General features: G+C 59.6%; 29 protein-coding genes, 1 tRNA gene and 2 pseudogenes. 18 read left to right on the top strand and 14 right to left on the bottom strand.

Annotation, left to right across the window (positions count from 1 at the left end; genetic code table 11):
* Positions 1 to 31: 31 nt before the first annotated feature.
* On the top strand, positions 32 to 1,243 hold the full coding sequence (locus tag ACFOFO_RS04450; protein WP_390330935.1) for a class I SAM-dependent methyltransferase: 1,212 nt from the start codon (positions 32 to 34) through the stop codon (positions 1,241 to 1,243).
* Here ACFOFO_RS04450 and msrA read toward each other — a convergent pair.
* On the bottom strand, positions 1,240 to 1,773 hold the full coding sequence (msrA, locus tag ACFOFO_RS04455; protein WP_390326660.1) for a peptide-methionine (S)-S-oxide reductase MsrA: 534 nt from the start codon (positions 1,771 to 1,773) through the stop codon (positions 1,240 to 1,242). The genes ACFOFO_RS04450 and msrA overlap by 4 nt on opposite strands.
* 185 nt (positions 1,774 to 1,958) lie before the next feature.
* On the opposite strand from msrA, the gene ACFOFO_RS04460 reads away from it, so the two are divergent.
* On the top strand, positions 1,959 to 2,474 hold the full coding sequence (locus ACFOFO_RS04460; protein WP_390326662.1) for a flavin reductase family protein: 516 nt from the start codon (positions 1,959 to 1,961) through the stop codon (positions 2,472 to 2,474).
* Positions 2,475 to 2,531: 57 nt separating this feature from the next.
* Entirely contained in the window at positions 2,532 to 3,734 is a 1,203-nt protein-coding gene (locus ACFOFO_RS04465; RefSeq protein ID WP_390330937.1) for an acyl-CoA dehydrogenase, read from the top strand.
* Positions 3,735 to 3,916: 182 nt separating this feature from the next.
* Here the strand turns inward: ACFOFO_RS04465 and ACFOFO_RS04470 are convergent, their stop codons facing one another.
* Positions 3,917 to 4,600 (bottom strand): OmpW/AlkL family protein, encoded by a 684-nt coding sequence (locus ACFOFO_RS04470; protein ID WP_390326665.1) that lies wholly within the window; start codon positions 4,598 to 4,600, stop codon positions 3,917 to 3,919.
* Positions 4,601 to 4,632: 32 nt separating this feature from the next.
* Between ACFOFO_RS04470 and ACFOFO_RS04475 the strand changes: the two genes are divergently transcribed.
* Entirely contained in the window at positions 4,633 to 4,887 is a 255-nt protein-coding gene (locus ACFOFO_RS04475) for a SemiSWEET transporter (protein ID WP_390326667.1), read from the top strand.
* A gap of 84 nt (positions 4,888 to 4,971) precedes the next feature.
* Here the strand turns inward: ACFOFO_RS04475 and ACFOFO_RS04480 are convergent, their stop codons facing one another.
* From ACFOFO_RS04480 to ACFOFO_RS04525, 10 genes are all read right to left on the bottom strand, one after another.
* Positions 4,972 to 6,213, bottom strand: coding sequence for an SGNH/GDSL hydrolase family protein (locus ACFOFO_RS04480; RefSeq protein ID WP_390326669.1), 1,242 nt, complete (start codon positions 6,211 to 6,213; stop codon positions 4,972 to 4,974).
* A 117-nt stretch (positions 6,214 to 6,330) separates the two neighbouring features.
* The gene (locus ACFOFO_RS04485) at positions 6,331 to 7,410 is read right to left on the bottom strand and encodes an L-threonylcarbamoyladenylate synthase (RefSeq protein ID WP_390326671.1); all 1,080 of its coding nucleotides are present in this window, start codon (positions 7,408 to 7,410) and stop codon (positions 6,331 to 6,333) included.
* Positions 7,411 to 7,431: 21 nt separating this feature from the next.
* Positions 7,432 to 8,652, bottom strand: a complete 1,221-nt coding sequence (locus ACFOFO_RS04490) for a 5-(carboxyamino)imidazole ribonucleotide synthase (protein WP_390326673.1) — start codon at positions 8,650 to 8,652, stop codon at positions 7,432 to 7,434.
* A complete protein-coding gene (purE, locus tag ACFOFO_RS04495; protein ID WP_390326675.1) occupies positions 8,649 to 9,164 on the bottom strand; it encodes a 5-(carboxyamino)imidazole ribonucleotide mutase in 516 nt (171 codons plus the stop codon). Before purE ends, ACFOFO_RS04490 begins: the two co-directional genes overlap by 4 nt.
* A gap of 1 nt (position 9,165) precedes the next feature.
* Entirely contained in the window at positions 9,166 to 10,062 is an 897-nt protein-coding gene (locus ACFOFO_RS04500; protein WP_390326677.1) for a phosphoribosylaminoimidazolesuccinocarboxamide synthase, read from the bottom strand.
* Positions 10,063 to 10,305: 243 nt separating this feature from the next.
* On the bottom strand, positions 10,306 to 11,370 hold the full coding sequence (gene fba, locus ACFOFO_RS04505) for a class II fructose-bisphosphate aldolase (protein ID WP_390326679.1): 1,065 nt from the start codon (positions 11,368 to 11,370) through the stop codon (positions 10,306 to 10,308).
* A 79-nt stretch (positions 11,371 to 11,449) separates the two neighbouring features.
* Positions 11,450 to 12,895, bottom strand: coding sequence for a pyruvate kinase (pyk, locus tag ACFOFO_RS04510; RefSeq protein ID WP_390330938.1), 1,446 nt, complete (start codon positions 12,893 to 12,895; stop codon positions 11,450 to 11,452).
* A gap of 44 nt (positions 12,896 to 12,939) precedes the next feature.
* The gene (locus ACFOFO_RS04515) at positions 12,940 to 14,142 is read right to left on the bottom strand and encodes a phosphoglycerate kinase (protein ID WP_390326681.1); all 1,203 of its coding nucleotides are present in this window, start codon (positions 14,140 to 14,142) and stop codon (positions 12,940 to 12,942) included.
* A gap of 157 nt (positions 14,143 to 14,299) precedes the next feature.
* Positions 14,300 to 14,623 carry an AzlD domain-containing protein gene (locus ACFOFO_RS04520; RefSeq protein ID WP_390326683.1) on the bottom strand — a complete coding sequence of 108 codons (324 nt, stop codon included), beginning with the start codon at positions 14,621 to 14,623 and terminating at the stop codon, positions 14,300 to 14,302.
* Positions 14,620 to 15,375, bottom strand: a complete 756-nt coding sequence (locus tag ACFOFO_RS04525) for an AzlC family ABC transporter permease (protein ID WP_390330940.1) — start codon at positions 15,373 to 15,375, stop codon at positions 14,620 to 14,622. The genes ACFOFO_RS04520 and ACFOFO_RS04525 overlap by 4 nt, the downstream gene beginning before the upstream one ends.
* 393 nt (positions 15,376 to 15,768) lie before the next feature.
* Between ACFOFO_RS04525 and ACFOFO_RS04530 the strand changes: the two genes are divergently transcribed.
* The 5 genes from ACFOFO_RS04530 (at position 15,769) to ACFOFO_RS04550 (ending at position 19,519) form a co-directional block, all read left to right on the top strand.
* Positions 15,769 to 16,689, top strand: a complete 921-nt coding sequence (locus ACFOFO_RS04530; RefSeq protein ID WP_390326687.1) for a branched-chain amino acid transaminase — start codon at positions 15,769 to 15,771, stop codon at positions 16,687 to 16,689.
* Between the two features lie 162 nt (positions 16,690 to 16,851).
* Positions 16,852 to 17,052, top strand: a complete 201-nt coding sequence (locus ACFOFO_RS04535; protein WP_390326689.1) for a zinc-finger domain-containing protein — start codon at positions 16,852 to 16,854, stop codon at positions 17,050 to 17,052.
* A gap of 151 nt (positions 17,053 to 17,203) precedes the next feature.
* A complete protein-coding gene (locus tag ACFOFO_RS04540) occupies positions 17,204 to 17,635 on the top strand; it encodes a YybH family protein (RefSeq protein WP_390326691.1) in 432 nt (143 codons plus the stop codon).
* A gap of 289 nt (positions 17,636 to 17,924) precedes the next feature.
* Entirely contained in the window at positions 17,925 to 18,902 is a 978-nt protein-coding gene (locus tag ACFOFO_RS04545) for a YheT family hydrolase (RefSeq protein WP_390326693.1), read from the top strand.
* Between the two features lie 2 nt (positions 18,903 to 18,904).
* Positions 18,905 to 19,519: a DUF2946 family protein gene (locus tag ACFOFO_RS04550; protein ID WP_390326695.1), complete on the top strand. Its 615-nt coding sequence runs from the start codon at positions 18,905 to 18,907 to the stop codon at positions 19,517 to 19,519.
* 78 nt (positions 19,520 to 19,597) lie between these two features.
* Here the strand turns inward: ACFOFO_RS04550 and ACFOFO_RS04555 are convergent, their stop codons facing one another.
* Positions 19,598 to 21,124 carry a beta-barrel assembly-enhancing protease gene (locus tag ACFOFO_RS04555; RefSeq protein ID WP_390326697.1) on the bottom strand — a complete coding sequence of 509 codons (1,527 nt, stop codon included), beginning with the start codon at positions 21,122 to 21,124 and terminating at the stop codon, positions 19,598 to 19,600.
* 95 nt (positions 21,125 to 21,219) lie between these two features.
* Here ACFOFO_RS04555 and moaC point away from each other — a divergent pair, with 95 nt between their 5' ends.
* The 3 genes and pseudogenes from moaC to ACFOFO_RS26565 all read left to right on the top strand — a co-directional run bounded on the left by moaC (position 21,220) and on the right by ACFOFO_RS26565 (position 22,530).
* Complete coding sequence (gene moaC / locus ACFOFO_RS04560; RefSeq protein ID WP_390326699.1) at positions 21,220 to 21,747, top strand: cyclic pyranopterin monophosphate synthase MoaC; 528 nt, start codon at positions 21,220 to 21,222, stop codon at positions 21,745 to 21,747.
* 156 nt (positions 21,748 to 21,903) lie between these two features.
* A pseudogene (locus ACFOFO_RS04565) lies at positions 21,904 to 22,392 on the top strand (UPF0149 family protein); the annotation flags it as partial.
* An 18-nt stretch (positions 22,393 to 22,410) separates the two neighbouring features.
* Positions 22,411 to 22,530, top strand: a complete 120-nt coding sequence (locus ACFOFO_RS26565; RefSeq protein ID WP_449369364.1) for an SEC-C metal-binding domain-containing protein — start codon at positions 22,411 to 22,413, stop codon at positions 22,528 to 22,530.
* Between the two features lie 233 nt (positions 22,531 to 22,763).
* Here ACFOFO_RS26565 and ACFOFO_RS04570 read toward each other — a convergent pair whose 3' ends face one another.
* Complete coding sequence (locus ACFOFO_RS04570; RefSeq protein WP_390326703.1) at positions 22,764 to 23,336, bottom strand: SRPBCC family protein; 573 nt, start codon at positions 23,334 to 23,336, stop codon at positions 22,764 to 22,766.
* A gap of 221 nt (positions 23,337 to 23,557) precedes the next feature.
* Here ACFOFO_RS04570 and ACFOFO_RS04575 point away from each other — a divergent pair, with 221 nt between their 5' ends.
* The 6 genes and pseudogenes from ACFOFO_RS04575 to ACFOFO_RS04600 form a co-directional block, all read left to right on the top strand.
* A complete protein-coding gene (locus ACFOFO_RS04575) occupies positions 23,558 to 23,878 on the top strand; it encodes a hypothetical protein (RefSeq protein WP_390330942.1) in 321 nt (106 codons plus the stop codon).
* Positions 23,879 to 24,084: 206 nt separating this feature from the next.
* Positions 24,085 to 24,480 carry a hypothetical protein gene (locus tag ACFOFO_RS04580; RefSeq protein ID WP_390330944.1) on the top strand — a complete coding sequence of 132 codons (396 nt, stop codon included), beginning with the start codon at positions 24,085 to 24,087 and terminating at the stop codon, positions 24,478 to 24,480.
* A 316-nt stretch (positions 24,481 to 24,796) separates the two neighbouring features.
* Positions 24,797 to 25,195: a signal protein gene (locus tag ACFOFO_RS04585; protein ID WP_390326711.1), complete on the top strand. Its 399-nt coding sequence runs from the start codon at positions 24,797 to 24,799 to the stop codon at positions 25,193 to 25,195.
* A 397-nt stretch (positions 25,196 to 25,592) separates the two neighbouring features.
* Complete coding sequence (locus tag ACFOFO_RS04590; protein ID WP_390326713.1) at positions 25,593 to 25,916, top strand: hypothetical protein; 324 nt, start codon at positions 25,593 to 25,595, stop codon at positions 25,914 to 25,916.
* Positions 25,917 to 26,124: 208 nt separating this feature from the next.
* Positions 26,125 to 26,201 (top strand) — tRNA-Ala (locus ACFOFO_RS04595).
* A gap of 147 nt (positions 26,202 to 26,348) precedes the next feature.
* A pseudogene (locus ACFOFO_RS04600) lies at positions 26,349 to 26,501 on the top strand (cyclic pyranopterin monophosphate synthase MoaC); the annotation flags it as partial.

The raw sequence follows: 26,501 nt of genomic DNA on the forward strand, positions 1-26,501 counted from the left end.
CGACTGATTCGTCTGCACGACCGGAGGCATCATGTTTTGGGAAAAGCGACTGGAACATTGGGTTCAGAACATCCGCAGTCAGTCCCCGTTACCCCTGCGGCTAGAACTGTGGAACGGGCAACGCTTTGACTTCGGGCAAGGGCTGCCGCAAGTCACCATCACGGTGCCGCGTTTGTCGGCCCTCAGCTACCTGCTGCGGCCATCGCTGTCCAGCCTCGGCATCGCCTATGTCGAGGGCAAGATCGACGTCAAGGGCAAGGCCGCCGAAATGATCGCGATCGGCAATGCGCTGGCGGTGCATACGCTGGCAGCCAAAGGCCGGCTATCGCGCGTGGTGCGTAGTTTCAAGCACGACAAGGCACACGACGCGGAAGCGATCCGCTATCACTACGATGTGTCGAACGATTTTTATGCGCAGTGGCTGGACCGCAACATGGTCTATTCCTGCGCCTATTTCGAGCATGGCGATGAGGATCTGGACACCGCCCAACTGAAGAAAATCGATCATATCCTGACCAAGATTCAGGTCCGCCCTGGCGACCGCCTGCTCGACATCGGCTGCGGCTGGGGTGCGCTGGTGCTGCGCGCGGCAGAAAAATTCGGCGCCCGCTGCGTCGGTGTCACGCTGTCGGAAAACCAGTACGCACTGGCGAAGGAGAGGGTCGCGCGCGCCGGCCTGTCCGACCGCGTCGACATCCGGCTGCAGGACTATCGCGATGTCGAAGGCAGCTTCGAGCGCATCACCAGCGTCGGCATGTTCGAACATGTCGGATTGAAGCTGCTGCCGGCTTATTTTGCGAAGATCAATACGCTATTGACCGAAGACGGAATCGCGATGAATCACGGCATCACGTCGACCGATCCCGACAACGGCGAGGCGCCGTTCGGCGGCGGCGAATTCATCGAGAAATACGTGTTTCCGCTCGGCGAATTGCCACACATAGGTCTGGTACTGCGCAGCATGCAGGAAGGCGGGCTGGAAGCGCTCGATGTTGAAAATCTGCGCCGCCACTACGCCCGCACCTGCAGCATATGGGCCGAGAATTTTGAAACCCGGGCCGACGCGATCCGGACGCTGACCGACGACAAGCATTTCCGGATCTGGCAGGTGTATCTGGCCGGATCGGCCTACGCGTTTGCGCAGGACTGGATCTCGCTGTACCAGGTAATCTGCGTCAAAGCCGGCCGCAGCCCACAGTCGCCATGGTCGCGCCGTTATATCTACCCCGCTATTGAACGCTAGGCTTCCGGTCTGATCCGGTCGCTGAACATTTTGCGGAACTTGGCGACCTTCGGCGCCACGGTGAAGGCGCAATAACCCTGCAGCGGGTGCTGGCGGAAATAATTCTGGTGGTAATCCTCGGCCTTGTAGTAAGTCTGGACCGGGCTCAGTTCAGTGATGATCGGCGCGTCCCACACGCACGCCATTTCGGCGATCACCTGCCTGGCGGTCGCCTCCTGTTCCGGCGAATGATAATAAATCACCGAACGGTATTGCGTACCCTGATCGGCGCCCTGCCGGTTCAGGGTGGTCGGGTCGTGGATCGTGAAGAAGATTTCCAGAATGTCGCGATAACTGACCTGGGTCGGATCGAAGCTGATGCGCACCACTTCAGCGTGGCCGGTTGCGCCGCTGCACACCTCCTCGTAGCTGGGATTGGCAATGCTGCCGCCGCTGTAGCCCGATTCCACATGCTGGACACCGCTCAGCTCCTGATATACCGCCTCCAGGCACCAGAAGCAACCGCCTCCCAATGTTGCAATTTCAGTCATGGTCTGCCTTCTCCTTCCGCGGTTTGGCGGGCCTGGTATCACGTCTCAGGCTCGCGTCTTAGGAAGACTGTAGCGCAATCTTGCCCCGACTGCATGCCAATTTGCAGGCGATTGGTCGCCGCCAAGGGTGATTGGAACAAGAGCTGGTTCGCGTTGCCGCCGCTTTTTCGGCATAATAACTGGATATGCACACAATATCCCCACGCAGTCCGACGCGCGAATTCGACGACGCGCAGTTCCGGCAGGCGCTATCGCAATTCGCTACCGGTGTCACCGTGATTACCACGCGGCTGGCGGACGGCAGTTTCCTCGGCCTGACCGCCAGTTCGTTCAATTCGGTCTCCATCGATCCGCCACTGGTGTTGTGGAGCCTGTCCAATCAGGCCACCAGCATGCCGGTCTTCAGCGCCAACTCACACTATGTGATCAATGTGCTGGGCGCCGGTCAACACCAGCTTGCCGAACAGTTCTCGCGCCGTGTCGAGAACCGTTTTGACGGCGTCGATTTTGAACTATCGAGCACCGGACATCCGATCCTGAAGGGCGTATCGGCCTGGTTCGAATGCCACAACCGCAGCCGTTATCCGGAAGGCGACCATGTCATCTTCGTGGGCGAAGTCGAATGTTGCGATGTCCACCCGCAACGCGCGCTAGTGTTCCACGACGGCCGTTTTGTCGCCACCACGGTCGGGCAGCCATAGAGCTTCAGCGTCGGCCGGCATCAACACCGCAGCATCCCACTAATATCAGGAGACCGAATGAACGCACCAGAGAACTTCAAGAAACACAAGGCCCAGTTCCACTGGGATGATCCGCTGCTATTGTCGGATCAGCTCACCGAAGACGAGCGCATGGTGCGCGACGCCACTGCCGCCTACTGCCGCGACAAGCTGCAGCCACGCATTCTGGAGGCGTTCCGCCACGAGAAAACCGATCCGGCGATCTTCCGCGAGATGGGCGAACTCGGCCTGCTGGGCCCGACCATCCCGGAACAATACGGCGGCCCCGGCCTGAACTACGTCAGCTACGGCCTGATCGCCCGCGAAGTCGAACGGGTCGATTCTGGCTATCGCTCGATGATGAGCGTGCAATCGTCGCTGGTGATGGTGCCGATCCATGAATTCGGCACCGAAGCGCAGCGCCAGAAATATCTACCGAAACTGGCCAGCGGCGAATGGATCGGCTGCTTCGGCCTGACCGAGCCGGACCACGGTTCCGATCCCGGCTCAATGATCACCCGTGCCAAAAAGGTGGCGGGCGGTTACGCACTGAGCGGCAGCAAGATGTGGATCTCCAACTCGCCGATCGCCGATGTATTCGTGGTCTGGGCCAAGGACGATGCCGGCGAAATCCGCGGTTTCGTACTGGAAAAAGGCATGGCGGGCCTGTCGGCACCGGCGATTCACGGCAAGTTCGGTTTGCGCGCGTCCATCACCGGCGAAATCGTGATGGACAATGTGTTCTGCCCCGAAGAAAACGCCTTCCCCGAGGTGCGCGGCCTGAAAGGCCCGTTCACCTGTCTCAACTCGGCCCGCTATGGTATCGCCTGGGGTGCGTTGGGCGCGGCCGAATCGTGCTGGCATATCGCGCGTCAGTACGTGCTGGACCGCACGCAGTTCGGCCGCCCGCTGGCCGCCAACCAGCTGGTGCAAAAGAAATTGGCCGATATGCAGACAGAAATCACGCTGGCGCTGCAGGGTTGTCTGCAACTGGGCCGGATGAAGGATGCGGGTACTGCCGCGGTCGAGATCACATCGATGATGAAGCGCAATTCCTGCGGCAAGTCGCTCGATGTGGCCAGGGTCGCGCGCGACATGCTGGGCGGCAACGGGATCTCGGACGAATTCGGCGTGATCCGGCACATGGTCAATCTGGAGGTGGTCAATACCTACGAAGGCACCCACGATATCCATGCGCTGATCCTGGGACGGGCGCAAACAGGGATTCAGGCCTTCCAATAATACTGCCGGTAGTATTTATTGGACCGCAATGAATACAAGGGGATCAGGGTATTTTTTGCCAATACTCCCCCGGCAATATCAGGATGATGCAATAAAAAATCCGCCTGGCGTATCCTGCTCAGGTGGATTTTTTTGCTACTGATGGCTCGCCGGCGCAAGCGACAGGCGATCCTTAATCAGCTTTAGAACTTGTAGCCGACCGCCAAACTGATCGCCACCGGGTCAAGCTTGATATCGAGCGTCTGGCCGGACGAGAAATGCGTGGTCGTCTTTAGGAAGGTCTTGGTGACGACGCCATCGAGGAACCATTTGTCGTTGATCGCATAAGTCACGCCGATCTGTGGCGTCAGCGCGACCTTGTTATCGAGAGTGAACGTGGTCGGGGTGGCGCTGCCGGTATTGGTGATCGCGGTCAACTTGCCGGAGCCGGTTTCCTTGCGGAAGTAGGCATAGGTCAAGCCGAGTCCGACATATGGACGAAACGCCGACTTGGCTTCCAGAAAGCGGTATTGTATGAACAGCGTTGGCGGCAAGACCTCCGCCGTGCCGATTTTGCCGCTGCCCTTGATCGAACCGTCGCCGAAGAATTCATGGGTGTACGGCCAGCCGAGGTCGAGTTCGGTGGAGATATTGTCGGTCAACATATAGCCGCCGGCGAAGAGCACCTCGGTGTCGCTGCCGACATCGGCCTTGGTGTTGGGTAAGGCCGGCGCCGACATGGCACCGCTGTCGACTTTCGGTGTGATCTTGTTGACGCCAGCCTTCGCGAACCAGGTACCGGCGCTTTGCGCCGATGCTGCGGCACTGATGCTCATCGCGACTGCCAGTGCCAAAACTTTAAGTGCGCCTTCGAAACTTTTTTTCATCTTGTCTCCTAATTCTTCGATTGAATAGTTCAATGCCATCTACTGATCTGATCGGTTATCTCGCTGCCACGCTGACCACCGCGGCCTTCGTGCCGCAAGCCTGGCTGACCTGGAAAACCCGCCGCGCCGATGGCATCTCGCTGGCCATGTACGGTATTTTCACGACCGGCGTTGCACTCTGGCTGGCTTACGGCCTGCAACTGGGCGCGATGCCGATTGTCATTGCCAACCTCATCACCCTGTTGCTGGCCTGCTTCATCCTGATCATGAAATTCCGCTATAAATGAGCGATCAGCGGAGCGATCAGGGAGCGATCAGCGCGTAACACGAGGGACCATCAGCGCCCCTCGTTACCGCTCAGGTCGCCAAGCTTAGAGCCAGCCTTTCGCGGCCATTTTCTCCGATACATAACGGGCCGCCAGCAGATACGCAAACGGCGTCGGGTGCACCGAATCCGCGTACGAATAATGGCTGACGTCGCCAGGGTTCAAGTTGGTGGCGTTGCAACCGAGCGCATTACCGAGCGGGTTTTTGGCCGGGCTCAGATCGCAGGCGGGCGTCGTGACATTGGTCAGGCCATAGGGACCCGGATTGGTGTATTGATCGCGGTTCACCGAGTAGGCATCGACCACCAGCACATTGCCGTTGTCGGCCAGTCCGGTTTGCAACTGGTTGTTGAAGGTGGTGACCATGGTCGTGATCAGCGCGCGCGTGTCGGCGCTCTGGGTCAGCGCATACGGTGTCACGCTGACATCCGGCAGGTTGACTACCGTGACGTATTTCGCGCCGTTGGCGACGATCAGCGATTTCACATAGCCGGCCAGTTCGGCGCCGGCGGTGCCCATCGCGGTCACCGCGAGCGGCGCATTGGTCTGCACGTAGGCACCGGCGGCGGCGGCACCGACGGTCGGCGTCAGTTCCGCAATCGCTGCCGGTTGGCAGTTGGTCGCTTGCGCATCGGTAGGCGTGCAGGTGCCAGCCGCAATATCTTTCTGAATTTGACCTGGAACCGCCGCCGTCACCGCTGCCGTCGCTGCCACCGTTGCATTTGCCGACAGACCGACCAATTGCATCAGCACATCATCAGCGCCGGCCCACACGAAGACGGCTTCATCGCCTTTGAACTTACCGCCCACAGCGTTCAGGTGATTTTGAATTTGGGTGACCAACGGCACGGTCAGATCGCCGCGGGTGGCGCCGGTCAATTTGTTGCCCGGCCCGACCGGGTTAGTGACGCGCGCGCCGCCCTGCGCATACGAAGTGCAGCCGGCATGGTTCACGACCGGGACGTTGAAACCGGTGGGGCCGCCATCGAGGCCGGTCTGCGCGGCGCATGGCGCCGGCAAACCGAACTGCGCTGCCATCAATTCGGTCCAGTTCTTGCCCGTCAATGCAGGGTTGATGCTGGTGTTATCGCCGTTGATGGTGAACTTGCCGCCGCCAAGAGCCGCGATCGGGCCGACCGCGTAGGTACCGACATCGCTCAGGCTGTCGCCGAACGACACCTGCGAGCTGAATTTGACCGCGGTGGACTGATCGCCGGCACCACCGCCACCGCAGCTTGCCAGAGCGGCGGCGGCAAGCAGTGTCAGAGCGAGTTTGAATTGACGCATTGATGTCTCCTGTCGTTTATGATTATTGAAAAGTACGAGCGTGTTTATTCGTCTCGGCCAATATGCCATCTCTGGATTATCTTGTACAGCGGCAAGCCGGGCGGACGCCGGCTTTTTTTAGAGCAGGCGCTCCAATATGCCGGCAGAGTCATACGCGGCACGGCGCAAGCGGTCGTTGACAGCTTGCCACAAGGAAACTTGCGGCGGCGCTTCGACCACGATCAGGTCCGCCGCGGCGAGGTCCAGCTGCCGCAGCGCGACATACAGATCGTGGGCGTAGGCATCGGGTGCGGCCGGCATGTCGAAGCGGGCTGCGACATTGGTCGCGATGCTGGTCGATAGACCCATCAACGCGATGCGTCGCCCGGCCAATTGTAGCCGCGCCAGCGTCGCCGCCAATTGCAGCGGCGCGACCAGGGCCACCGGCGTGCGCGGTGCGTAATGCGCTTCCAGCGTGCCCGATGCACGCGGCGCGGCGGCGTCCGGCTCGGCCGGCGTGTGCCCGATCACTGCCGCAATGTCGGCGGCACTGATGTGACCCGGACGCAACAGTACCGGGCCGTGGGTCGCGAGTCGCGACAGGTCGAGAATGGTCGATTCGATGCCGACCGCGCTCTGGCCGCCATCGAGGATGCTGGCGATCGCATGGTCGGGGCCAAATTCATCGCGCACATGCTGGGCCGTGGTCGGGCTGACATGACCGAATTTATTGGCGGACGGCGCGGCGACACCGCCCTTGCCGCCCCTGAACGCCCGCAGCAGCGCCTGCGCCACCGGATGCGACGGACAACGGATGCCGATCGAATCTTGCCCGCCGGAGACGGCGTCAGGAATGTGGGCGGCCCGCTTCAGGATCAGGCTCAGGGGACCGGGCCAGAACGCGGCGATCAGTTGGCGCGCCTCGTCCGGTACCGCAGCGGCCCAGTACGCAAGATCGGCCTCGGGTGCGATATGCACGATCACCGGATGATTGGCCGGCCGCCCTTTCGCAGCGTAGATGCGCGCCACCGCTTGCGGGTTTTCGGCATCGGCGCCAAGACCGTACACGGTCTCGGTCGGGAACGCGACCAGCTGCCCGGCTTCCAGCTGGCGCGCCGCCGCATCGATCGCGGCTGGATCGATACCCGGCGCGATACCCGCATCAAGACCGGAATCGAGGCCTGAACCTCGCCCAGAGTCGGACCCCGCTGGTTTCATCACTTGAGGATTACAACGCAATTACAACGCAATGCCGAGGATGCCGCAAGCGACAGCCAGCTGCTGCTGCGCCTGCGCCAGGGTCGGCGCGACAAAGCTGATATGGCCCATCTTGCGACCGCGTCGCGCATGCGCCTTGCCGTACAGGTGCAGGCAGGCGCCAGGCAGGGCCAGCAGCTGGTCCCAGGCCGGTTCGCGCAGTTGCTTGCCATCGCCGACGAACCAGATATCGCCCAGAATATTGAGCATCACGGTAGCCGAGTGCTGGCGCGTGTCGCCCAAGGGCAAGCGCGCCATGGCCCGCGCCTGTTGCGTAAACTGGCTGGTGACACAGGCGTCGATGGTGTAGTGACCGCTGTTGTGCGGCCGCGGCGCCATTTCATTGACCACCAGAGAGCCGTCCTGCAGCACGAAAAATTCGATGCACAGCACGCCGACATAGTCTAGCCGGTCGACGATCACCCGCGCCGCATCCTGCGCCTTTCTGGCCGAATCGGCGCAGACGTTCGGGCCCGGCACCGTCGTGGTGAACAGGATGCCGTCGCGATGCACGTTTTCGGCAATCGGGTACACCACCGTCGCGCCATCGACGCCGCGCGCGACCAGGACCGAGATCTCGTACGCCAGCGGCAACATTTTTTCCAGCACGCAGGCCACGTCAGTGTCACCGAACGCGGCAACCGCAGTGCGCAGCTCGTCCAGCGTGCGGACCCGGACCTGCCCCTTGCCATCGTAACCGAGCCGGACGGTTTTCAGGATGCCCGGCAACAGCTCGGCCGAGATGGCGTCACTATGCGCGTCGATGTCGGCCTTTGATGCGATCAGGCGATGCGGCGCCGGCAGCACCTTTGATGCGGGACTGCAATCGGTGAAGAAATTCTTTTCGGCGATCCGGTCCTGCGCAATCGAGACGCCATGCGCGGCGGGCGCGACGATGGTGCGTTCGGCCAGAAACGCCAGGCTCTGTGCCGCTACGTTCTCGAATTCAGTGGTCACCGCCACGCACAACTGACCCAGCTCCGCCAATGCGGCCTGATCATTGTAATCGGCCACGATATGGTGATCCGCCGCATGCGCCGCCGGGCAATTCTTTTCCGGTTCCAGCACGGCGACCTTGTAACCGAGTGCCTGGGCGGCGTGCACGAACATGCGGCCGAGCTGGCCGCCGCCCATCACGCCCAGCCAGACCGGCGGTGTCGCTACCGGGATCAGCGGCAGTTGTGAATCCTGTACCTTGCTCATGCCGGCAGCTTCATGTCGAGTGCGATCTGGGTCTGCTTGTCGCGGAAGGCCAGCAGCTTGGCGGCCAGCGCGTCATCGGTCATGGCCAGCATCGCGATCGCCGACAGCGCCGCATTGGCGGCACCGGCCTCGCCGATCGCATAGGTCGCCACCGGGATGCCCTTCGGCATTTGCACGATCGACAGCAGCGAATCCTCGCCGCGCAGATATTTGGACGGCACCGGCACGCCCAGCACCGGCACGATGGTCTTGGCCGCCAGCATGCCCGGCAAATGAGCCGCGCCGCCGGCGCCGGCGATGATCGCGCGCAGGCCGCGCGCCTTGGCTGTTGCCGCGTACTCGAACATCTGGTCCGGCATGCGGTGCGCCGAAATCACCTGCGCCTCGTGGGGGACGCCGAATTCTGTCAGGATCGCGACCGCATGCTGCATCACGTCCCAGTCTGAGGATGAGCCCATGACCACGCCGACCAGCGGCATGCCCGCAACCAATACAGCTTTCTGTTCGTTCATCTCAGTCCTTCAGCTGGGCACCGGTCAGGCGCTGCAGCGCTTCGCGATATTTGGCGCCGGTCTTTTCGATCACATCGGCCGGCAGGTTCGGCGCCGGCGCGGTCTTGTTCCAACTAGTGACCGTTTCCAGATAATCGCGCACAAACTGCTTGTCGAACGATGGCGGCGAAATGCCGACCCGGTAGCTGTCGGCCGGCCAGAAACGCGACGAATCGGCAGTCAGTACCTCGTCCATCAGGTGTAATACACCGTTCTCATCGAGGCCGAATTCGAACTTGGTGTCGGCGATGATGATGCCCTGGGTCGCGGCGTAATCGGCGGCGGTTTTATACAGTTCAATGCTGATGCTGCGAATCTTGCTGGCCAGTTCGGCACCGATGCGCTGCTCCATCTCGGCGAAACTGATGTTCTCGTCGTGTTCGCCCAGATCGGCCTTGGCGGCCGGCGTGAAAATCGGTTCGGCCAGCTTGGCTGCCTGTTGCAGCCCGGCCGGCAAGGTGATGCCGCAAATCGCGCCGGTCGCCTGATAGTCCTTCCAGCCGGAACCGATGATGTAGCCGCGCACCACCGCCTCGACCATGATCGGCTGCAGACGCTTGGCCACGACCGCACGGCCGCGTACCTGTTCCACTTCGTCCGGTGCCACTACCGATTCCGGCGCGATGCCGGTCAGGTGGTTCGGCACGATCGCGGCCAGTTTGTCGAACCAGAAATTGCTCATCTGGTTCAATACCTTGCCCTTGGTCGGGATCGGCTCGTTCATCACGACGTCGAACGCCGACAGCCGGTCGGTGGTCACGATCAGGATCTTGTCGGTGTCGACCGCGTAGTTGTCGCGCACCTTGCCGTGGCCCAGCAGTGGCAGCGAAGTGATGGAGGATTGGTACAGACTGGTCATGGTTGTTCCGTAATCGTGAGGATTGTGCGCAGCGTGCGCCGGGGCGGTCGACGCTGCGCATTACTCGTCGTCTTCAAGGCCAGCGCAATCGCATGGCGATCGTTGCTGGCTAAGGCTTTTAGCCCCTTCCCCCTCGCAGGGGGAAGGTTGGGATGGGGGTAGGACGGTCGATCGGCAACGTGTATCATTCATCGACCGCACTACCCCCTCCCTAACCCTCCCCCTGCAAGGGGGAGGGAACTCTTATTGTACGATTTGCGCCAGTGCGCCTTTCTGGTACCGTTCGGCCATCGCTTCCAGCGTCAGTGGCTTGATCTTGGCGGCCTGACCTTCGCAGCCGAACGACAGGAAACGTGCCTTGCAGACTTTCATCGCCGCTTCGCGCGCCGGCTTCAGGAAGTCGCGCGGATCGAATTTCGATGGATTTTCAAACATATAGCGGCGCACCGCAGCGGTCATCGCCAGCCGGATATCGGTATCAATATTGATCTTGCGCACGCCGTGCTTGATGCCTTCCTGGATTTCTTCGACCGGTACGCCATAGGTCTCTTTCATGTCGCCACCGAATTGACGGATCTCGGCCAGCAGTTCCTGCGGTACCGACGACGAGCCGTGCATCACCAGATGGGTGTTGGGAATGCGGGCGTGGATTTCCTTGATGCGATCGATCGCCAGAATATCGCCGGTTGGCCGGCGCGAAAACTTGTAGGCGCCATGCGAGGTACCGATCGCGATCGCCAGCGCGTCGCACTGGGTCAGCTTGACGAAGTCGGCCGCCTGCGCGACGTCGGTCAGCAATTGCTCGCGCGTCATCGTGCCGTCGGCGCCGTGGCCGTCTTCCTTGTCGCCCTTCATAGTTTCGAGCGAGCCGAGCACGCCCAGTTCCGCTTCGACCGTGACGCCGATCGCATGCGAGAACCTGACCACTTCGCGCGACACATCGATGTTGTATTCATAGCTGGCGACGCTCTTGCCATCGGCCATCAGGGAGCCGTCCATCATCACCGAGGTGAAGCCGGAGCGAATCGCGGTCATGCAGACCGCCGGCGACTGGCCGTGATCCTGATGCATCACCACCGGGATATGCGGATAGGCTTCGACTGCCGCCTCGATCAAGTGGCGCAGGAAGGCTTCGCCGGCGTATTTGCGGGCACCAGCCGACGCTTGCATGATGACCGGCGAACCGACTTCATCGGCGGCGGCCATGATGGCTTGCACCTGTTCAAGATTGTTGACGTTGAACGCCGGCAGGCCGTAGCCGTTTTCGGCCGCGTGGTCGAGCAGTTGACGCATGGATACGAGTGGCATGGTGTTACTCCAGATAATGAATATACATATAGGGAAAGCGGGGCGTATCGGCAAATAAAGGCACGAAAACAGGCAGAAATCAGTATTGGCCGACCTTGACGATCTTGAGCGCATTGGTACCGCCAACCTGTCCCATCGGCTCGCCCCAGGTGACCACGATCATGTCACCTTTTTGGACGATGCCATTGTGCACCAACAAGTCTTCCGCCGCTTTCAGCACCGCGGCGCTATCCGTCGATTGCGTCAGATGCAGCGTCCGCACATTGCGGTACAGCGCGGCCTTGCGCTGGGTTGCCAGGCTTGGCGTCATCGCGAAGATCGGCATGTCGATGTTGTGACGGCTCATCCATAGCGCGGTCGAGCCCGATTCAGTCAGGGCGATGATGGCCTTGACCCGCAGATGGTAGGCGGTAAACAGCGCACCGTAGGCAACCGACTGGTCGATGCGGGTAAAGGTGACGTTCAGGAAATCGGCATCGAGTTTGCAGAGATCCGATTTTTCGGCTTCCAGGCAGATCGCCGCCATCGTTTCGACGGTTTCTACCGGATATTTACCGGATGCGGTTTCGGCCGAGGTCATCACCGCATCGGTGCCGTCCAGCACTGCGTTGGCGACATCCGACACCTCGGCACGAGTCGGTATCGCGTTGACGATCATCGACTCCATCATCTGGGTAGCCGTGATCGCAATCTTGTTCGACGCGCGCGCCATCTTGATCATGCGCTTTTGCAGTGCCGGGACCGCGGCGTTGCCGACTTCCACCGCCAGATCGCCGCGCGCGACCATGATGCCGTCGGACGCGTCGAGGATTTCCTGCAGCACCGGAATCGCCTCGGCACGTTCAATCTTGGCGATCATCATGGGCTTGTGGCCGTATGCTTCGCCGGCGATATTGGCAAGCTGGCGCGCCATTTCCATGTCGGTCGCATTTTTCGGGAACGATACCGCGACATAGTCAGCCTGAAAGCTCATCGCGGTCTTGATGTCTTCCATGTCCTTGGCCGTGAGCGCCGGTGCCGACAGGCCACCGCCCTGGCGATTGATGCCCTTGTTATTGGATAGCGCGCCGCCGATCCTGACATGGGTATGGATCTCGGCACCGACCACCTTGTCGACGATCAAAACTATCAGACCGTCGTTCAAGAGCAGCACGTCGTTCGGTTTCAGGTCGCGCGGCAAAGCCTTGTAATCGAGGCCGACGCGTTCCTGGTTGCCCAGTTCGCCGTTCGCGCCCCAGCCAGCGTCGAGGATGAATTTGGCACCTTTTTCCAGTTCGATCTTGCCGTGCTCAAACTTGCCGACCCGGATCTTCGGACCCTGCATGTCGGCCATGATCGCGACTTCACGGCCACACGCGGCGGCGGCCTGGCGTATGGTGTTGGCGCGCTCGATATGATCTTGCGCGGTGCCGTGCGAAAAATTCAGGCGCACCACATCGACGCCGGCCTCGATCATGCGCGTCAGCGTGGCCAGATCGCTGGAAGCCGGACCGATAGTGGCGACAATCTTGGTGGCACGTGGCATCAAATCTCCCGGGATCATGGTTGGTGGTCGCTTGCTGGCATGTTTTATCGTGCGCGCTGCATCAGGATCTCGACTGCCGGCAAGGTCCGCCCTTCCAGAAACTCCAGGAAGGCACCGCCGCCGGTCGAGATATAACCAATCTTGTCGGCAATCTGGTATTTCGCAATCGCGGCCAGCGTATCGCCGCCGCCGGCGATCGAAAACGCGTTCGACTCGGCAATCGCCAGCGCCAGGGTCCGCGTCCCTTCACCGAACTGGTCGAACTCGAACACACCGACCGGGCCGTTCCAGACGATGGTGCCGGCAGTCTTGATTTGCTCGGCCAGCATGGCCGCGGTTTTCGGTCCGATATCGAGAATCAGGTCGTCGTCGGCGACGTCCTTGACGTCCTTGACGGTAGCCGCAGCGGTCGGCGAAAATTCCTTGGCGCACACCACGTCGACCGGGATCGGCACCGATGCGTGGCGTGCCGCCATCAGCGCCATGATCGCCTTGGCTTCATCCACCAGATCGGCTTCGGCCAGCGATTTGCCGATCTTCAGACCGGCCGCCAGCATGAAGGTATTGGCGATGCCGCCGCCGACAATCAGTTGTTCCACTTTGCTGGCCAGCGCCTTCAGGATAGTGAGCTTGCTCGACACCTTGGAGCCGGCGACGATCGCCAGCAGCGGGCGCGCCGGCTGATGCAGTGCCTTGCCGAGCGCGTCGAGTTCGGCTGCCAGCAGCGGGCCGGCGCAGGCGATCGGCGCGTATTTGGCGATCCCGTGGGTAGTGGCTTCGGCCCGATGCGCGGTGCCGAACGCGTCGTTGACATAGATGTCGCACAGCTTGGCCATTTTTTGCGCCAGTTCATCGCTGTCCTTCTTTTCGCCCTGGTTGATGCGGCAGTTTTCCAGCAGCACGACTTGGCCCGGCGCCACCTCGACACCGTCGACCCAGTTCTGCTTGAGTTCGATGGTTTGCCCGAGCAATTCGGACAGGCGGCGCGCCACCGGCGCCAGCGTGTCGGCCGGCTTGAACTCGCCTTCGGTCGGACGGCCCAGATGCGAAGTCACCATCACCGCGGCGCCGGCATTGAGCGCCGCCTGGATCGCCGGCACCGAAGCGCGGATGCGCGTATCTTCGGTGATATTGCCGGCATCGTCCTGCGGCACGTTCAGATCGGCGCGGATAAACACACGCTTGCCCTGTAATTGGTGGGCGGCGATCAGGTCGGATAGGCGACGAAATTGAAGAACAGCTTGCATGGCGTATCGGAAAGGCGAGAAAGAAAAGCCGCTATTTTACCGCACCGCGCCCCGCGCTAAAACCCGTTTGATAGCAAAGCAGCCAAGACTGAACACTGAATGGTGGATCGCGTGCGCGTTATCGCGCTGACCGCGACCACGGCGCCGCCATGGCCCGCTATTGCCACACCAGCCTGAGCACCGTATACAAGGCCATGCCGATAATAATCGTGCCTAGCAAATGGCGGGTGGTCTTGAAGAACAGCACTGCGCCGAGCGCGGCCCACAGCTTCGGATTGGCGATCGCCAGATTCAGATTATTGCCGGACATTAACAAATCAGGCATCACAATCGCCGCCATCGCGGCCGCCGGCGCATAGCGCAATGCGTGCTGGATCTTTGCCGGCAGCTTGACATCACCCAGCAAAAAGAACGAACCACGCGTCAAGATCGCCGCAACGGCCAACAAAATGCTCGAAATCCAGACATCGACATTACTCATGCCGACTCCTTGTCCAGCATCGAATCGGCCACCATCGCCGCCACCATTCCCAGGATCACCGCCAGCAGCAGCCCGAGCCGATACGGCAGGCTGTACGCCAGCAGCGACACCAGGCTGGCCACCACCACACCGGCCAGCGCGGCGCCGTTGAAGGTGAGCGGGATCAGTACCGCCAGCAGCGCCAGCGTGCCGGCAAAGCCAATGCCCCAGCTTTGCGGAATCTGGCTGGCCAGCAGGATGCCGGCGACCGAACCAGTTTGCCAGGCGAACCAGTTGGGATAACCGATGCCGGTGAAAAATCCGACCTTGCCTTCGGTCTGATGCACGGTTTCGGGCGGAAAGCGTTGCGGGAAAAAGGCGGTCGTGATGTCGGCGTTGAAATAGCCGTACCAGAGCCGCTTGTACCACGGCAGATGGGCGAAATGCGGACCGATCACTGCGGCAAAGATCACGAAGCGCAAATTGACCACCAGCGCCGTTGCAAACACCACCCATATCGAGGCATTGGCGGCGATCAACGGCAGCGCCGCCAGTTGCGCGGAGCCGGCATACACCACAAAAGTCATGCCCAGCGCCTGCCAGAGCGTCAGGCCCGACTTGACCATCGCCATCCCGGTCACCATGCCCCATGCGAAGATGCCGGGCATGGTCGGGGTCGATATCCTGCGGCCATCGGTAAAGGCTTTTTTTTCGATCGCCAACCGGGCCTCGACGCCATCCTGCTCGCTGGTACTGCCACTGAACGCGCTCACGCTGCACTCTTTCTGAATAATTATGTGATCTGGGTGGTACCAGGAGCTGTATTTAAGCGCAGATACTCCGGAAGATGAATACGCAGTGCCCACATTTTGTTTGCATATTTGCTACATACTCCGAAGAAACTTGAAAATTAATTTCTATGCAGCAACAATATTGGGGTGCTGCATCGCAACGCTTACAGCTTTTTTACCGATCCGCCATTCTACCGACGAACGTTCGGGCTTGCTCTGAACGGTTAATCGCCGCGTTGGGGCGGCGCGTTCACTACAAAGCTGCAGATCGCAGTAAATTTTTGCCCCTGCTGCCGCACCTGATATGCTGATCAACCGGTGCTAATCCGTTAAAATCATATTTTCACGAGGCCTTGCCTTGTCAGGGAGATCAGCATGTCGATGGACGACCGCGACGGAAAAATTTGGCAGGACGGCAGCCTGGTCGATTGGCGCGACGCCAAGATCCATGTGCTGACGCATTCGCTGCATTACGGCATGGCGGTATTCGAGGGCGTACGCGCCTACCAGACCGACGAAGGCACCGCAATTTTCCGGCTCAAGGAACATACCCAGCGTCTGTTCAACTCGGCCAAGATTTTCCAGATGACGATCCCGTTCGATATCGACACGGTGATGCGCGCGCAGCAGCAGGTAGTGCGCGAAAACCAGCTCGAATCATGCTATCTGCGGCCTTTGGTCTGGCTCGGTTCCGAAAAACTCGGCATCTCGGCCAAAGGCAACACCGTCCACGTGGCGATCGCGGCGTGGCCGTGGGGCGCGTATCTGGGCGAGGAAGGCATGGCCAAGGGCATCCGCGTCAAGACCTCATCGTTCACGCGGCACCATGTGAATGTCTCGATGGTGCGCGCCAAGGCCAGCGGCTATTACATCAATTCGATCCTGGCCAATCAGGAGGCGCTGACCGATGGCTACGATGAGGCATTGCTGCTCGACACCGAAGGCTATGTGTCGGAAGGCTCGGGCGAGAATGTGTTTATCGTCAAGAACGGCAAACTGTACACGCCGGATTTGGCCAGCTGCCTGGACGGCATCACGCGCGATGCGGTGCTGACGCTGGCGCGCGATCTCGGTATCGCGGTGATCGAAAAACGCATCACGCGCGACGAAGTGTATTGCTGTGACGAAGCCTTCTTCACCGGCACCGCGGCCGAAGTGACGCCGATTCGCGAACTGGATAACCGCCAGATCGGCGACGGCCGGCGCGGCCCGGTGACGGCGCAATTGCAGGCGCTGTTCTTCGATGTGGTGGCCGGCAAGGCACCGCAATACCGGCATTGGCTGACGCTGGTATAAATCTCAGGCACGACAGCCAAACCAAGCAGCGACGAATCAGCCGCGCTGAACCTTTACTGAACCCGTACTGAACCTTTACCGAATCCGTACTAAATCTTCACTTAATTTTACTTAAGCCGGTGACCGCCTCGCAGCGGCACCAAGCGCCACAATAGGACAAGCATGCAAGAAGTCACAGCAAAAATGAACACGGTCGAACTCGACGGCAAGGACCTGCCAGCCTACTGCCCGCACCCGGCGATGCCGCTATGGTCGTCGCATCCGCGCGTCTACCTCGACGTGGCGTCGACCGGTCAAGCCAAATGCCCGTACTGCGGCACCGTGTACCGGCTGGCGCCGGGCGCGGTGGTGCATGCGCACTGAGTGTGCGACTCTCCCGGCGCAGCCAAACCGACGCCAAAATACCTGATTTGAAGGGGGTATATGCCGAATTTGGCTTATCCCCCTTGAATTACATGCGGGTAATTTAATACACCACCCTGTATTTACAGAAAACCACAGCCCCGGAGCCAGCATGCCACGCGGACAACAACTCAATGGAAGCGCCACCGAAACCGAGGCCGCGTTTTACGACGCGCTTGCCCGCGCCGATCTGGAGGCGCTGATGGCCTTGTGGGCCGATGATGAAGAGATCGTCTGCATCCATCCGGGCGCGCCGCGGCTGCTCGGTCATGCGGCGATCCGGGCGTCGTGGGAGGCGATCTTCGAGAATGGCGGCGTGCACATCAACCCGGTCCTGCTGCATCAAACCCACAACCTGATGAGCGCGATCCACAACGTGGTCGAGGAGGTCAAGGAGCGGGCCGGCGCCCAGTCCGACATGCACATCCTGGCGACCAATGTATTCGTCAAGACGCCGCACGGCTGGCGCATCGTCGCGCACCATGCGTCGGTGGCGCCAGGCAAGGCGCAACAGGAGGCGCCGAAAGCGTCGCTGCTGCATTGAGCGCCGCCACCGTTTTCCCTGGGAGCCGGTCGAACTTACGGCGAATCGGCAGTTAACGTCGCCGAGCGGGCTCGTGTCACCGGCTTTTTACTCGTTAGGCCGCCGTTTAGCGCGCGATCGACGCCGCACATCGGGCAAAATCTGCCCTGGTTCAGCGTAGTTTCGCGTCGATTCCGTAACTCCGACACGCTCCTGGAGCATCGTTGCTGCCGTTGCCTTTTCACACAGGCGAGCCGGCCTTTGCGATCGCGCAATCGTCGCCACCGGTTACCGCAGGAAAATATCTGTTATGACGTATAACCCACCACGCTGGCTGCCCAGCGGCCATTTGCAGACGATTTATCCCGCTACCTGCATCGCGAAGCCGGTCATCGGCTACCGGCGCGAACGCTGGGATGCCCCGGACGGCGACTTTGTCGATGTCGATTTCGTTGACGGGCAGCCGGGTCAACCGTTCATCGTGCTGTTTCACGGGCTGGAAGGCTCGTCCGACAGCCACTATTCGCGCGCGCTGATGGCCGACATCGCGGCGCGCGGCTGGTCCGGCGCAGTACCGCATTTCCGCGGCTGCTCCGGTGAGATGAATCTGGCGCCGCGCTTCTATCATTCCGGCGATGCGGCCGAGGTCAACTGGATTCTGCGTCGGCTGCGCGCACGGCACCAGGGCATTTTCTACGTGGTCGGCGTCTCGCTCGGCGGCAACGCGCTGCTGCGCTGGCTCGGCGAATCGCAACACCAGGCCGAGATCGTCGATGCCGCCTGCGCGATTTCGGCGCCGCTCGATCTGGCGCAAGGTGGGGTCGCGTTGGCGAGCGGACTCAATCGCTTGTACACGCGGATGTTCCTGCAAACGCTGAAGCCGAAATGCCTGCACAAGCTGCAGCAATACCCCGACCTGTTCGACCGCGATCGCATGCTGCGCGCACGCGACTTGTATGAATTCGACAATGTCGTCACTGCGCCGCTGCACGGCTATCGCGACACCAACGACTACTGGGACCGCGCCAGCGCGAAGCATGTACTGACCGACATCACGGTGCCGACCCTGGTGCTGAACGCGCGCAACGACCCGTTCCTGCCCGGCCACCATCTGCCGCGCCGGGCATCGTCGTCGGTCACGCTGGACTATCCGATGGAAGGCGGCCATGTCGGCTTCGCGGTCGGCGCCCTGCCCGGCCGCCTCACCTGGTTGCCGCAACGCGTGATCAGCTTCCTGCAAAACGGCGACAGCTCGGCCAACCAGAAAAACTATCTGGACCGCTCCTGAGGATGGACGCGATCGTTCAACAGGCACTGGCCAAATGGCCGAATGTGCCGCACTGCTACGGCTGGCTGGCGCTGGACGCGCGCGGCGTCTGGCGCATGCGTGACGAACGTGCGCAACAGCACAATCTGCCGGGCGACAAGCTGGTGCATGCGGCATTGATCGGCTTCATCAATCGCAACTACGCACCGGACCCACAGGGCCGCTGGTATTTCCAGAACGGGCCACAGCGGGTCTACGTCAATCTGGAAGCATGTCCTTACATCGCGCATACCGATCCGGTGCAAGGCTTCGTGCTGCAGACCGGCGAAGCCCTGACCGCCATCGACGCGCTCTGGCTCAGCGACACCGGTCAGTTATTGCTGCAAAGCGGAGACAAGCTCGCGCAACTCGACGACCGCGACATGACACAATGCATGACCGCGTTGCGCATGAATGGCGCGACCGTCAGCGACGACGACTTGATGGCATGGGTGGCGGGTGCGGGACAGGACCAAGTGCCGGCGGCGCAGCTGACGCTGACCTGCGGCGGTACGCAGCACGTGGTGCGACGCATCGGACAGGCAGCGATCCCCGCCCAGTTCGGCTTTGTACGGTTGCCGCAACCAGACCCGGTTTAATAGGTGGTTGGGTGCAACCCGCCGACGCCGCCCCATGATGGGTTGCACCCATCCCACGGAAGCGCGCGATACGACCCGCTAGTCCTTCTTCTTATCCTGCAGTTCTTCCTTCCGCTTCGCCTTCATCTCGCGTTCGCGCGCATCGATCACGGCCTGATCGTAGAACGATGCATCCGGCGCGCGCCGCGCGATCGACAGCTGCTCCAGCGCCGACGGCAACGTGCCTGCCAGTGCATACGATTCGGCCAGTGCCATATGCTGTTGCGCCTGCTTGCCCTGCGCCGCATAGATACTGGCGAGTTGCTCATACAGCTTGGGCTCCTGCCGATACAACTGGGTCTGGTCGCGCAAGAACCGCGTCGCATCGTCCAGTCGCCCTGCCGCGGTCAGCGCCTGCGCATACTGATACGCCAAACCGCGCGACAGGGGAAACTGGGTGCGCGCCGTTTCCGCTTCCTCTACTGCATCGGCCGCATGCGCGGCGGCCAGCTTGATCTCAATCGACAGATTGGCAAAGATCGCATTCGAACTGGCGCCCTGGCCTGCGGCGGCGCTCGTGCGCCCCTGCCGCAACAGGCTCTGCGCCTTGTCGTACGCGCCCTGGCGCAACGCGACCAGCGCCAGTCCATACTGCGCGGCCGCAGTCTGGGTGCGGATTTTTTGCGCCAGCTGATTGTCAAACACCGCCGCGGCGTCGCGCAGGGCCTGTGGCGAACCATCCTGCAAGATGCGCGCGCGAGCCCGGATCAGATGAAAGTCCAGACTGTCGGCGCGCTGCTTGTAACGCTGGCTGCGGATGCGGGCCTGAATATCGGCGATGCGTTCGGTGGTCAAAGGATGGGTCAGCAGGAACGGCGGCACCGCATCCGAGTAGGAACGGGCGGCGGTTTGCAAGCGCCCGAAGAAGGCCACCATGCCGGAGGTATCGAATCCCGCCTCGCCCAGAATCTGAAATCCGACCCGGTCGGCCTCGCGCTCGGCGTCGCGGCTGAAATTGAGCTGCCGCTGCAGGGCCAGCCCCTGACCGCCAGCCAGAATCGCCATCGGTGCATCGCCGCCGTTGTTGGCACGGGCCGACAGGATCGCGAGCACAGCCGACGCCAGCGGGATCAGGGCGTCCTGATGCCGCTTGCCCAGCATCCGCGCAATATGCCGCTGCGCCACGTGCCCGATCTCGTGCGCCATCACCGATGCCAGTTCCGACTCGGTCTGCGCGGCCAGGATCAGGCCGGAATGCACCGCGATGAAGCCGCCCGGCAGCGCAAAGGCATTCAGCGCCGGATCACGCACCGCAAAGAAGAAGAAATCGTAACCGGCTTCACCGCGGACATCGGGCCGCACCGCCAGCAGGCCGCTGCCGAAATTATTCAGGTATTCCAGCAGCGGCGCATCGTCCAGATAATCGCGGTCGCGCCGGATATCGCGCATGATCTCATCGCCCAGCTTGCGCTCCAGCAGCGGCGACAATTCCTCGCGCTCGGTATCGCCCAGATTCGGCAGATTCGGATGGCCCTGCGCGGCGCTGATTGCCGGCGCAGTCGCCAGCGGCAATCCGCACAGGACGGCCAGCAAGGTCGTCCTCAACAGGCGCGACAATGGTTTCATGGCGGCAAAAAGGCGATTATTTTTCACGATGCTATGATACCCGCAGTCGCGATTTGTTCCACTCTGCGCTTTCCCTCTGATATCACTCCACCCCCATGACCAGCCATCAACCCGAATCACCCAACACCGGCGACGCCGCGGAAAATACAGCGGGATTGACCCATTTTGATGCGCGCGGCCAGGCCCACATGGTCGACGTCGGTGCCAAGAACGACACCCATCGCATCGCCATCGCCGCCGGCACGATCCGCATGAAGCCTGAAACGCTGGCGATCGTCGAAGCCGGCACCGCGAAAAAAGGCGACGTGTTGGGCATCGCCCGGATCGCCGCCATCATGGCCGCCAAACGCACCAGCGACCTGATTCCGCTATGCCATCCGCTGGCCCTGACCAAAGTATCGGTTGAATTTTCCGTCGATGCGGCGCGCTCGAGCGTGCACTGCACCGCCCAGGTGGAAACCCACAGCAAGACCGGGGTCGAGATGGAAGCGCTGACCGCGGTGCAGGTCGGCTTATTAACCATCTACGATATGTGCAAGGCGGTCGATCGCGGCATGGTGATGACCGATGTGCGGGTGCTGGAAAAGCACGGGGGAAAGTCGGGGGATTGGGTGGCTCCTTAGCTAAAAAATTACATTATCGTCGCTTTGCCAACCAGCTTGCGAAGACTCCCTCATCCAGCCGCACGATTGCCCATTAAAGCAGTAGACACACTATGCCATCCATGCCACAACAAACATCAACTGCACTGACCGACGAACAAATGGGACCAGCTTGAAGCGTTCCTCGATTCGGTTGACGATGCGATGGGTCTTGAAGAAATCGACGGTTTTTTCTGTGCCTTGATTGCAGGTCCTGAACTGGTGATGCCCAGCGAGTATTTACCCTATGTGTTCGGGGGTGATATTCCAGAATTCAGTACAGAAGAGCAATTCAGCGAAATTCTGGGGTTTCTTTATCAGCACTGGAACCACATTGTGGGGACCTTGCTTCAGGATGAAATCTACCTTCCGATCTTGTTTGAAGACGAAACCGGAAAGTGCCACGCCAACGATTGGGCTCATGGCTATATGCTTGGAGTGCAGTTGCGGCCGGAAAGTTGGTCTGGGCTGATCAACGATGAGGAAAATGGCGGCCTCATGATACCTGTCATGGCTTTGCACTTCGAACACGATGATGACCCGGAACTAAGGCCAGAGCCGATTTCTGAGGACAATCGGGAAAGCCTTATTACTCACATGGCGGGATCAATTCTCGGAATCTACCGATACTTTGCGCCGGCGCGCATGCAAGGTGTGCAGCAACCAATTCGACGCCAGCAGCCGAAGATCGGACGCAATGACCCTTGTTACTGTGGCTCGGGTAAAAAATTCAAGCATTGCCATGGAGCGGTGAGGTTGCATTGACGTACCACGCAAATGTGATTGCCGTAAAGGGGGGCAACTCCCTAATACCGTTCAGTTAAGGCAAATTCTTATGCTTGCGCGCTTCCTTCCTTCGATACGGAGCTGCGCTCCTACTCAGGACGAACGGGTGTTTGTGAAATTTAAAGAAAACCGTTCGCCCTGAGTAGGGGCAGCGCCCCGTATCGAAGGGTACGCTCCGAGCCAGACATTTTCTTAACTGAACGGCATTTGGGTCAGCTTCCTGAACTTTGCCGTCTTATCATTTCACTGCGCAATGCATTCATCTGGTCTCGTATATTCGTGCGAATGAATCGGAGTCCGACGCCAGGTGGTATCCATGTACCTGAAATTGTTTCACTGTGGTAGACGATATGCGTGCTGCTTCCCTGATCAATTAATCTTGTCGTCGCATCCCCTTTTTTCAGCGTGCCGCTAATTACGTGCGATCGGATTTGACTGTAAGGTTTCAGGTCAACGTCTCGTACCGTATCAACTGACATCGACAGAAATCCAAATGGCACTGTACTGGTTTGCGACACACGCAGCCTACTGTCGCCACGCTCCACGACTATGCTTGTGCGCAAGTTCGGTACGAACCGCGTCATGTGCTCATAATCGACCAGCACATTCCATGCCTGCCGTTGGGTGGTCGGCACATTAAAGGCTGCGTCGACAATTACTAATTCACCGACTTTTTTCACGAATACATCGATGCCTTGATCGTCGGCGGCGTTGGCAAGACCAACAAGGGGAGCAATCGAAAATATTGCAACTGCGAGAATTATCTTGACCCAAAATTTGGCCATGTCAGTCTTCCTCATTTGTTGACAAGCGTTATCGCAATAACGAACCTGATTGCATTCCAAGAATTTCCCCCATGGGTCAAAGTATCCCCCTTGCCAGCCCTGATGCATACCAAAATGTAACTGGTTGTAATAGCGGTCAACGCTACCCTTATGCCAGTCGTTTTTTGGCGCATGCCCTCAGGAATCACCTGAGTCATTCAAGATAACGTAAGGGAATACAAATGAATAAATTGCTCGCTACTCTGATCGCCGGCTTGTTCGCTACTTCTGTTTTCGCTCAAGCTGCAGCGCCGTCTGCACCAGTAGCGCCAGCCGCGCCAAGCACCAAAGCTGTAAAAGCTGATGCGAAAGAAACGAAAGCCGTCGTCAAAGCCGACGCCAAGGAATTGAAAACTGACGTCAAGGCCGATGCAACAGTGGCGGACGCTCAACAGGACGCCAAGCAAACGAAACTGAAGGCACACCGTAAAGCCGCTAAAGCGAAAGCCACAGCACACGCTATCGAAGCCAAGGCGGATGCTAAAGAAGTCGCACCGAAGTAATCAAGTAATTAGCGCCAAAAAAGACAGGCTCGCCCTGTCTTTTTCATTTCCAGATCTAGGAAAATATGGGCGTATCAAACAAGGAAATGTTTGACCAGACGACTTTTTTGATCGATGAAATGTCTTGTCACGGTAGTTACCCATGCAGGGTGGGAACGCAAGGCGATTCTGGATTGAATAGAACCATCACCCAAGGAGAAACCCTCATGAAAAAATATCTCACCATTGCCGCAGGATTGATCGCAAGCGCCACCTTAATGATGGCGGCGGCGCCAGCCATGGCAGGACGTGTTGATGTGGACGTGAATATCGGCATTCCTGGCCTGTTCCCAGCCCCGGTGTATGTGCAACCGCGACCCGTCTATGTACAGCCGGAGCCGGTCTATGTGCAACCGCGTCCCGTCTATGTGCAGCCGGAGCCGGTCTATGTGGAAGCACGTCCCGTTTATATTGAACAGGGACGGGATCACGACTGGCGTGAGCGTCAGCTCAGGGCTCGTCAATGGCAGGAGCAGCAGTGGCACGAACGCCATCACCGTGAAGACCGCCATGATGGGCGCCGTGACCATGACAATGGCGAACACCGTGGCCATGACGATTAAATGCTGGTTCCATGCCTTGCCGTTTGCGCACTGAACACAGCTGGTCAAACTGTGACACTAGCCCGAGTATGGGTAGGAGCATCACGATCATGACCGCGCGAAGCAGGTGCGTCATGCAAAGCATCATCATCATTATGTGAAGCACCATCACGATGTCGTACACACAAAGTAGTCTGCCGCAAATGCACCGGCCTAAAATGCGGTCGTAATATACCCGTCGGTGCGGTCAAGTAAGCCGTGAGGGTCGTTTGATCGACGTAGATGTCTCGTCGGCTAAAAATGACGCCAGATAACTAAAATGTTAAATCGGAAGACCATGAAATTATTCATGCAGTCGCTTGCACTGAGTGCCGGGTTTCTGATGTCCGCCCATGGCTTCGCGCAAACTTCCACTGCAACTCCCCCTACAGAGCCGGCAACGTCGGCACCGGTCCCCGCAGCAACGAATGGGGCGATGACGGCAAATCCTGCGGCACCGGCAACGACTGCAACGACGACTACCGCGACGAAGCAGGCAACAAAACCCGCGAACAAATTACCAGCAACAGCCGCGCCAGGCGGCGGTCATGGCAGGGTATGGGTGAATACCGCTTCCAATACCTATTACTGCCGCGGCGCCAAATACTACGGCACAACTAAAACCGGCGCATACATGAGCGAAGCCGACGCTAGGGCCAAAGGCAATCATCCGAAGCGCAAGAAAGCCTGTTCGTAGGTTTCCGCCGTTGTTGTCGTCGCGCAATTGCGACGTTGCGACCGACTAGGAAAATGAAGGAGTGGCCGCAGCGCCACTCTTTTTTTCGCCAAGCTTTCGTACCTTGCCATGTCTGTTTTATGAGTAAACGTCGGCCAGGAGCGCAAGTTTGTGCGCAGGGTTTTGCCTGCAATGGGCAAAGAAACGCAGACGGCAGCAACAGAGCGTAATTAACAACCGCAGCATCAATGGAACGATCCGGTGCCCTCAAGCCATCGCGTCTTATTCGAGATTGACACAACTCGTATCAATCGTTACTGATTTGTATTGGTCGTTCCAAGAGCAGTATCTATAGTGAACATAGGAGGACGGAAATTTAATAATCGCTAACAACGCAATAGCAGTAAAAGGTGTTGTCGTGAAGAAGCTTATGGTTTTGTGGTTGGCAGCAGTCGCGCTGACATTGTCCATGGGCATTGGTTTTGCTGCGGCGCGCAACTCAGATGGCATGCATGGTCATGGGGGTCCGGAGGCGCGCCAAGGATTTGAGCATCATGGGTTTCATCGTGGGTTTGAACCCCACCAAGGGTTTGTACGTCCCCATGGATTTGGCAGGTTCCACCATTTTGATCGGCATTCCAGGGTCATCATCATCGGCGATCCTTTTTTTGGGCGCCAATCTACTACGCTCCTCCTCTGTACACCGAGCAATACCCGCCAGTTTATGTTGCACCCGGCGTAAATTACAGTTATTACTGCACTGACCCTAGTGGTTATTACCCGCAGATTCAATATTGTCCGAACGGCTGGCTGCGCGTTGTCCCGGACATTTCGCCCGACTGAAACTTGATAGGCATTCACGCCGGTGGCGATGTAAATGACTGTCTCAATTCGTCTTCAGCGTGACCACTGGCGGCGAATCCCAATTGTTATTAGAATTGCAGAATATCGGGGCGGTAGCTCAGTTTGGGAGAGCGCTGCGTTCGCAATGCAGAGGTCGTGAGTTCGATCCTCATCCGCTCCACCACAACAATGGCACGGAACCTGTCAACAGGACTGGGCCAAAATCCTGCCAAAATTCTGTCCAAATGCATTGGACAAGATCGATGAATTTAGCCAGATTCTGATTGACGATCTAAACGTCACACCAGCAGCAAACCCAAGCGCAGCAATGGTTTCAAGCGAAGCTTGTACTGCCATGCCGGTCGGCTTCTTAACTATCTACGATATATGCAAGGGCGTCGATCGCGGCATGGTGAGGACCGAGGTGCGGGTGCTGGAGAAGCATGGCGGGAAGTCGGGGGATTGGGTGGCGGACGAGAATTGA

The sequence above is a fragment of the Pseudundibacterium arcticum genome (assembly GCF_042646465.1).
In the GTDB taxonomy this organism is placed as follows: Bacteria; Pseudomonadota; Gammaproteobacteria; order Burkholderiales; family Burkholderiaceae_D; genus Undibacterium_A; species Undibacterium_A arcticum.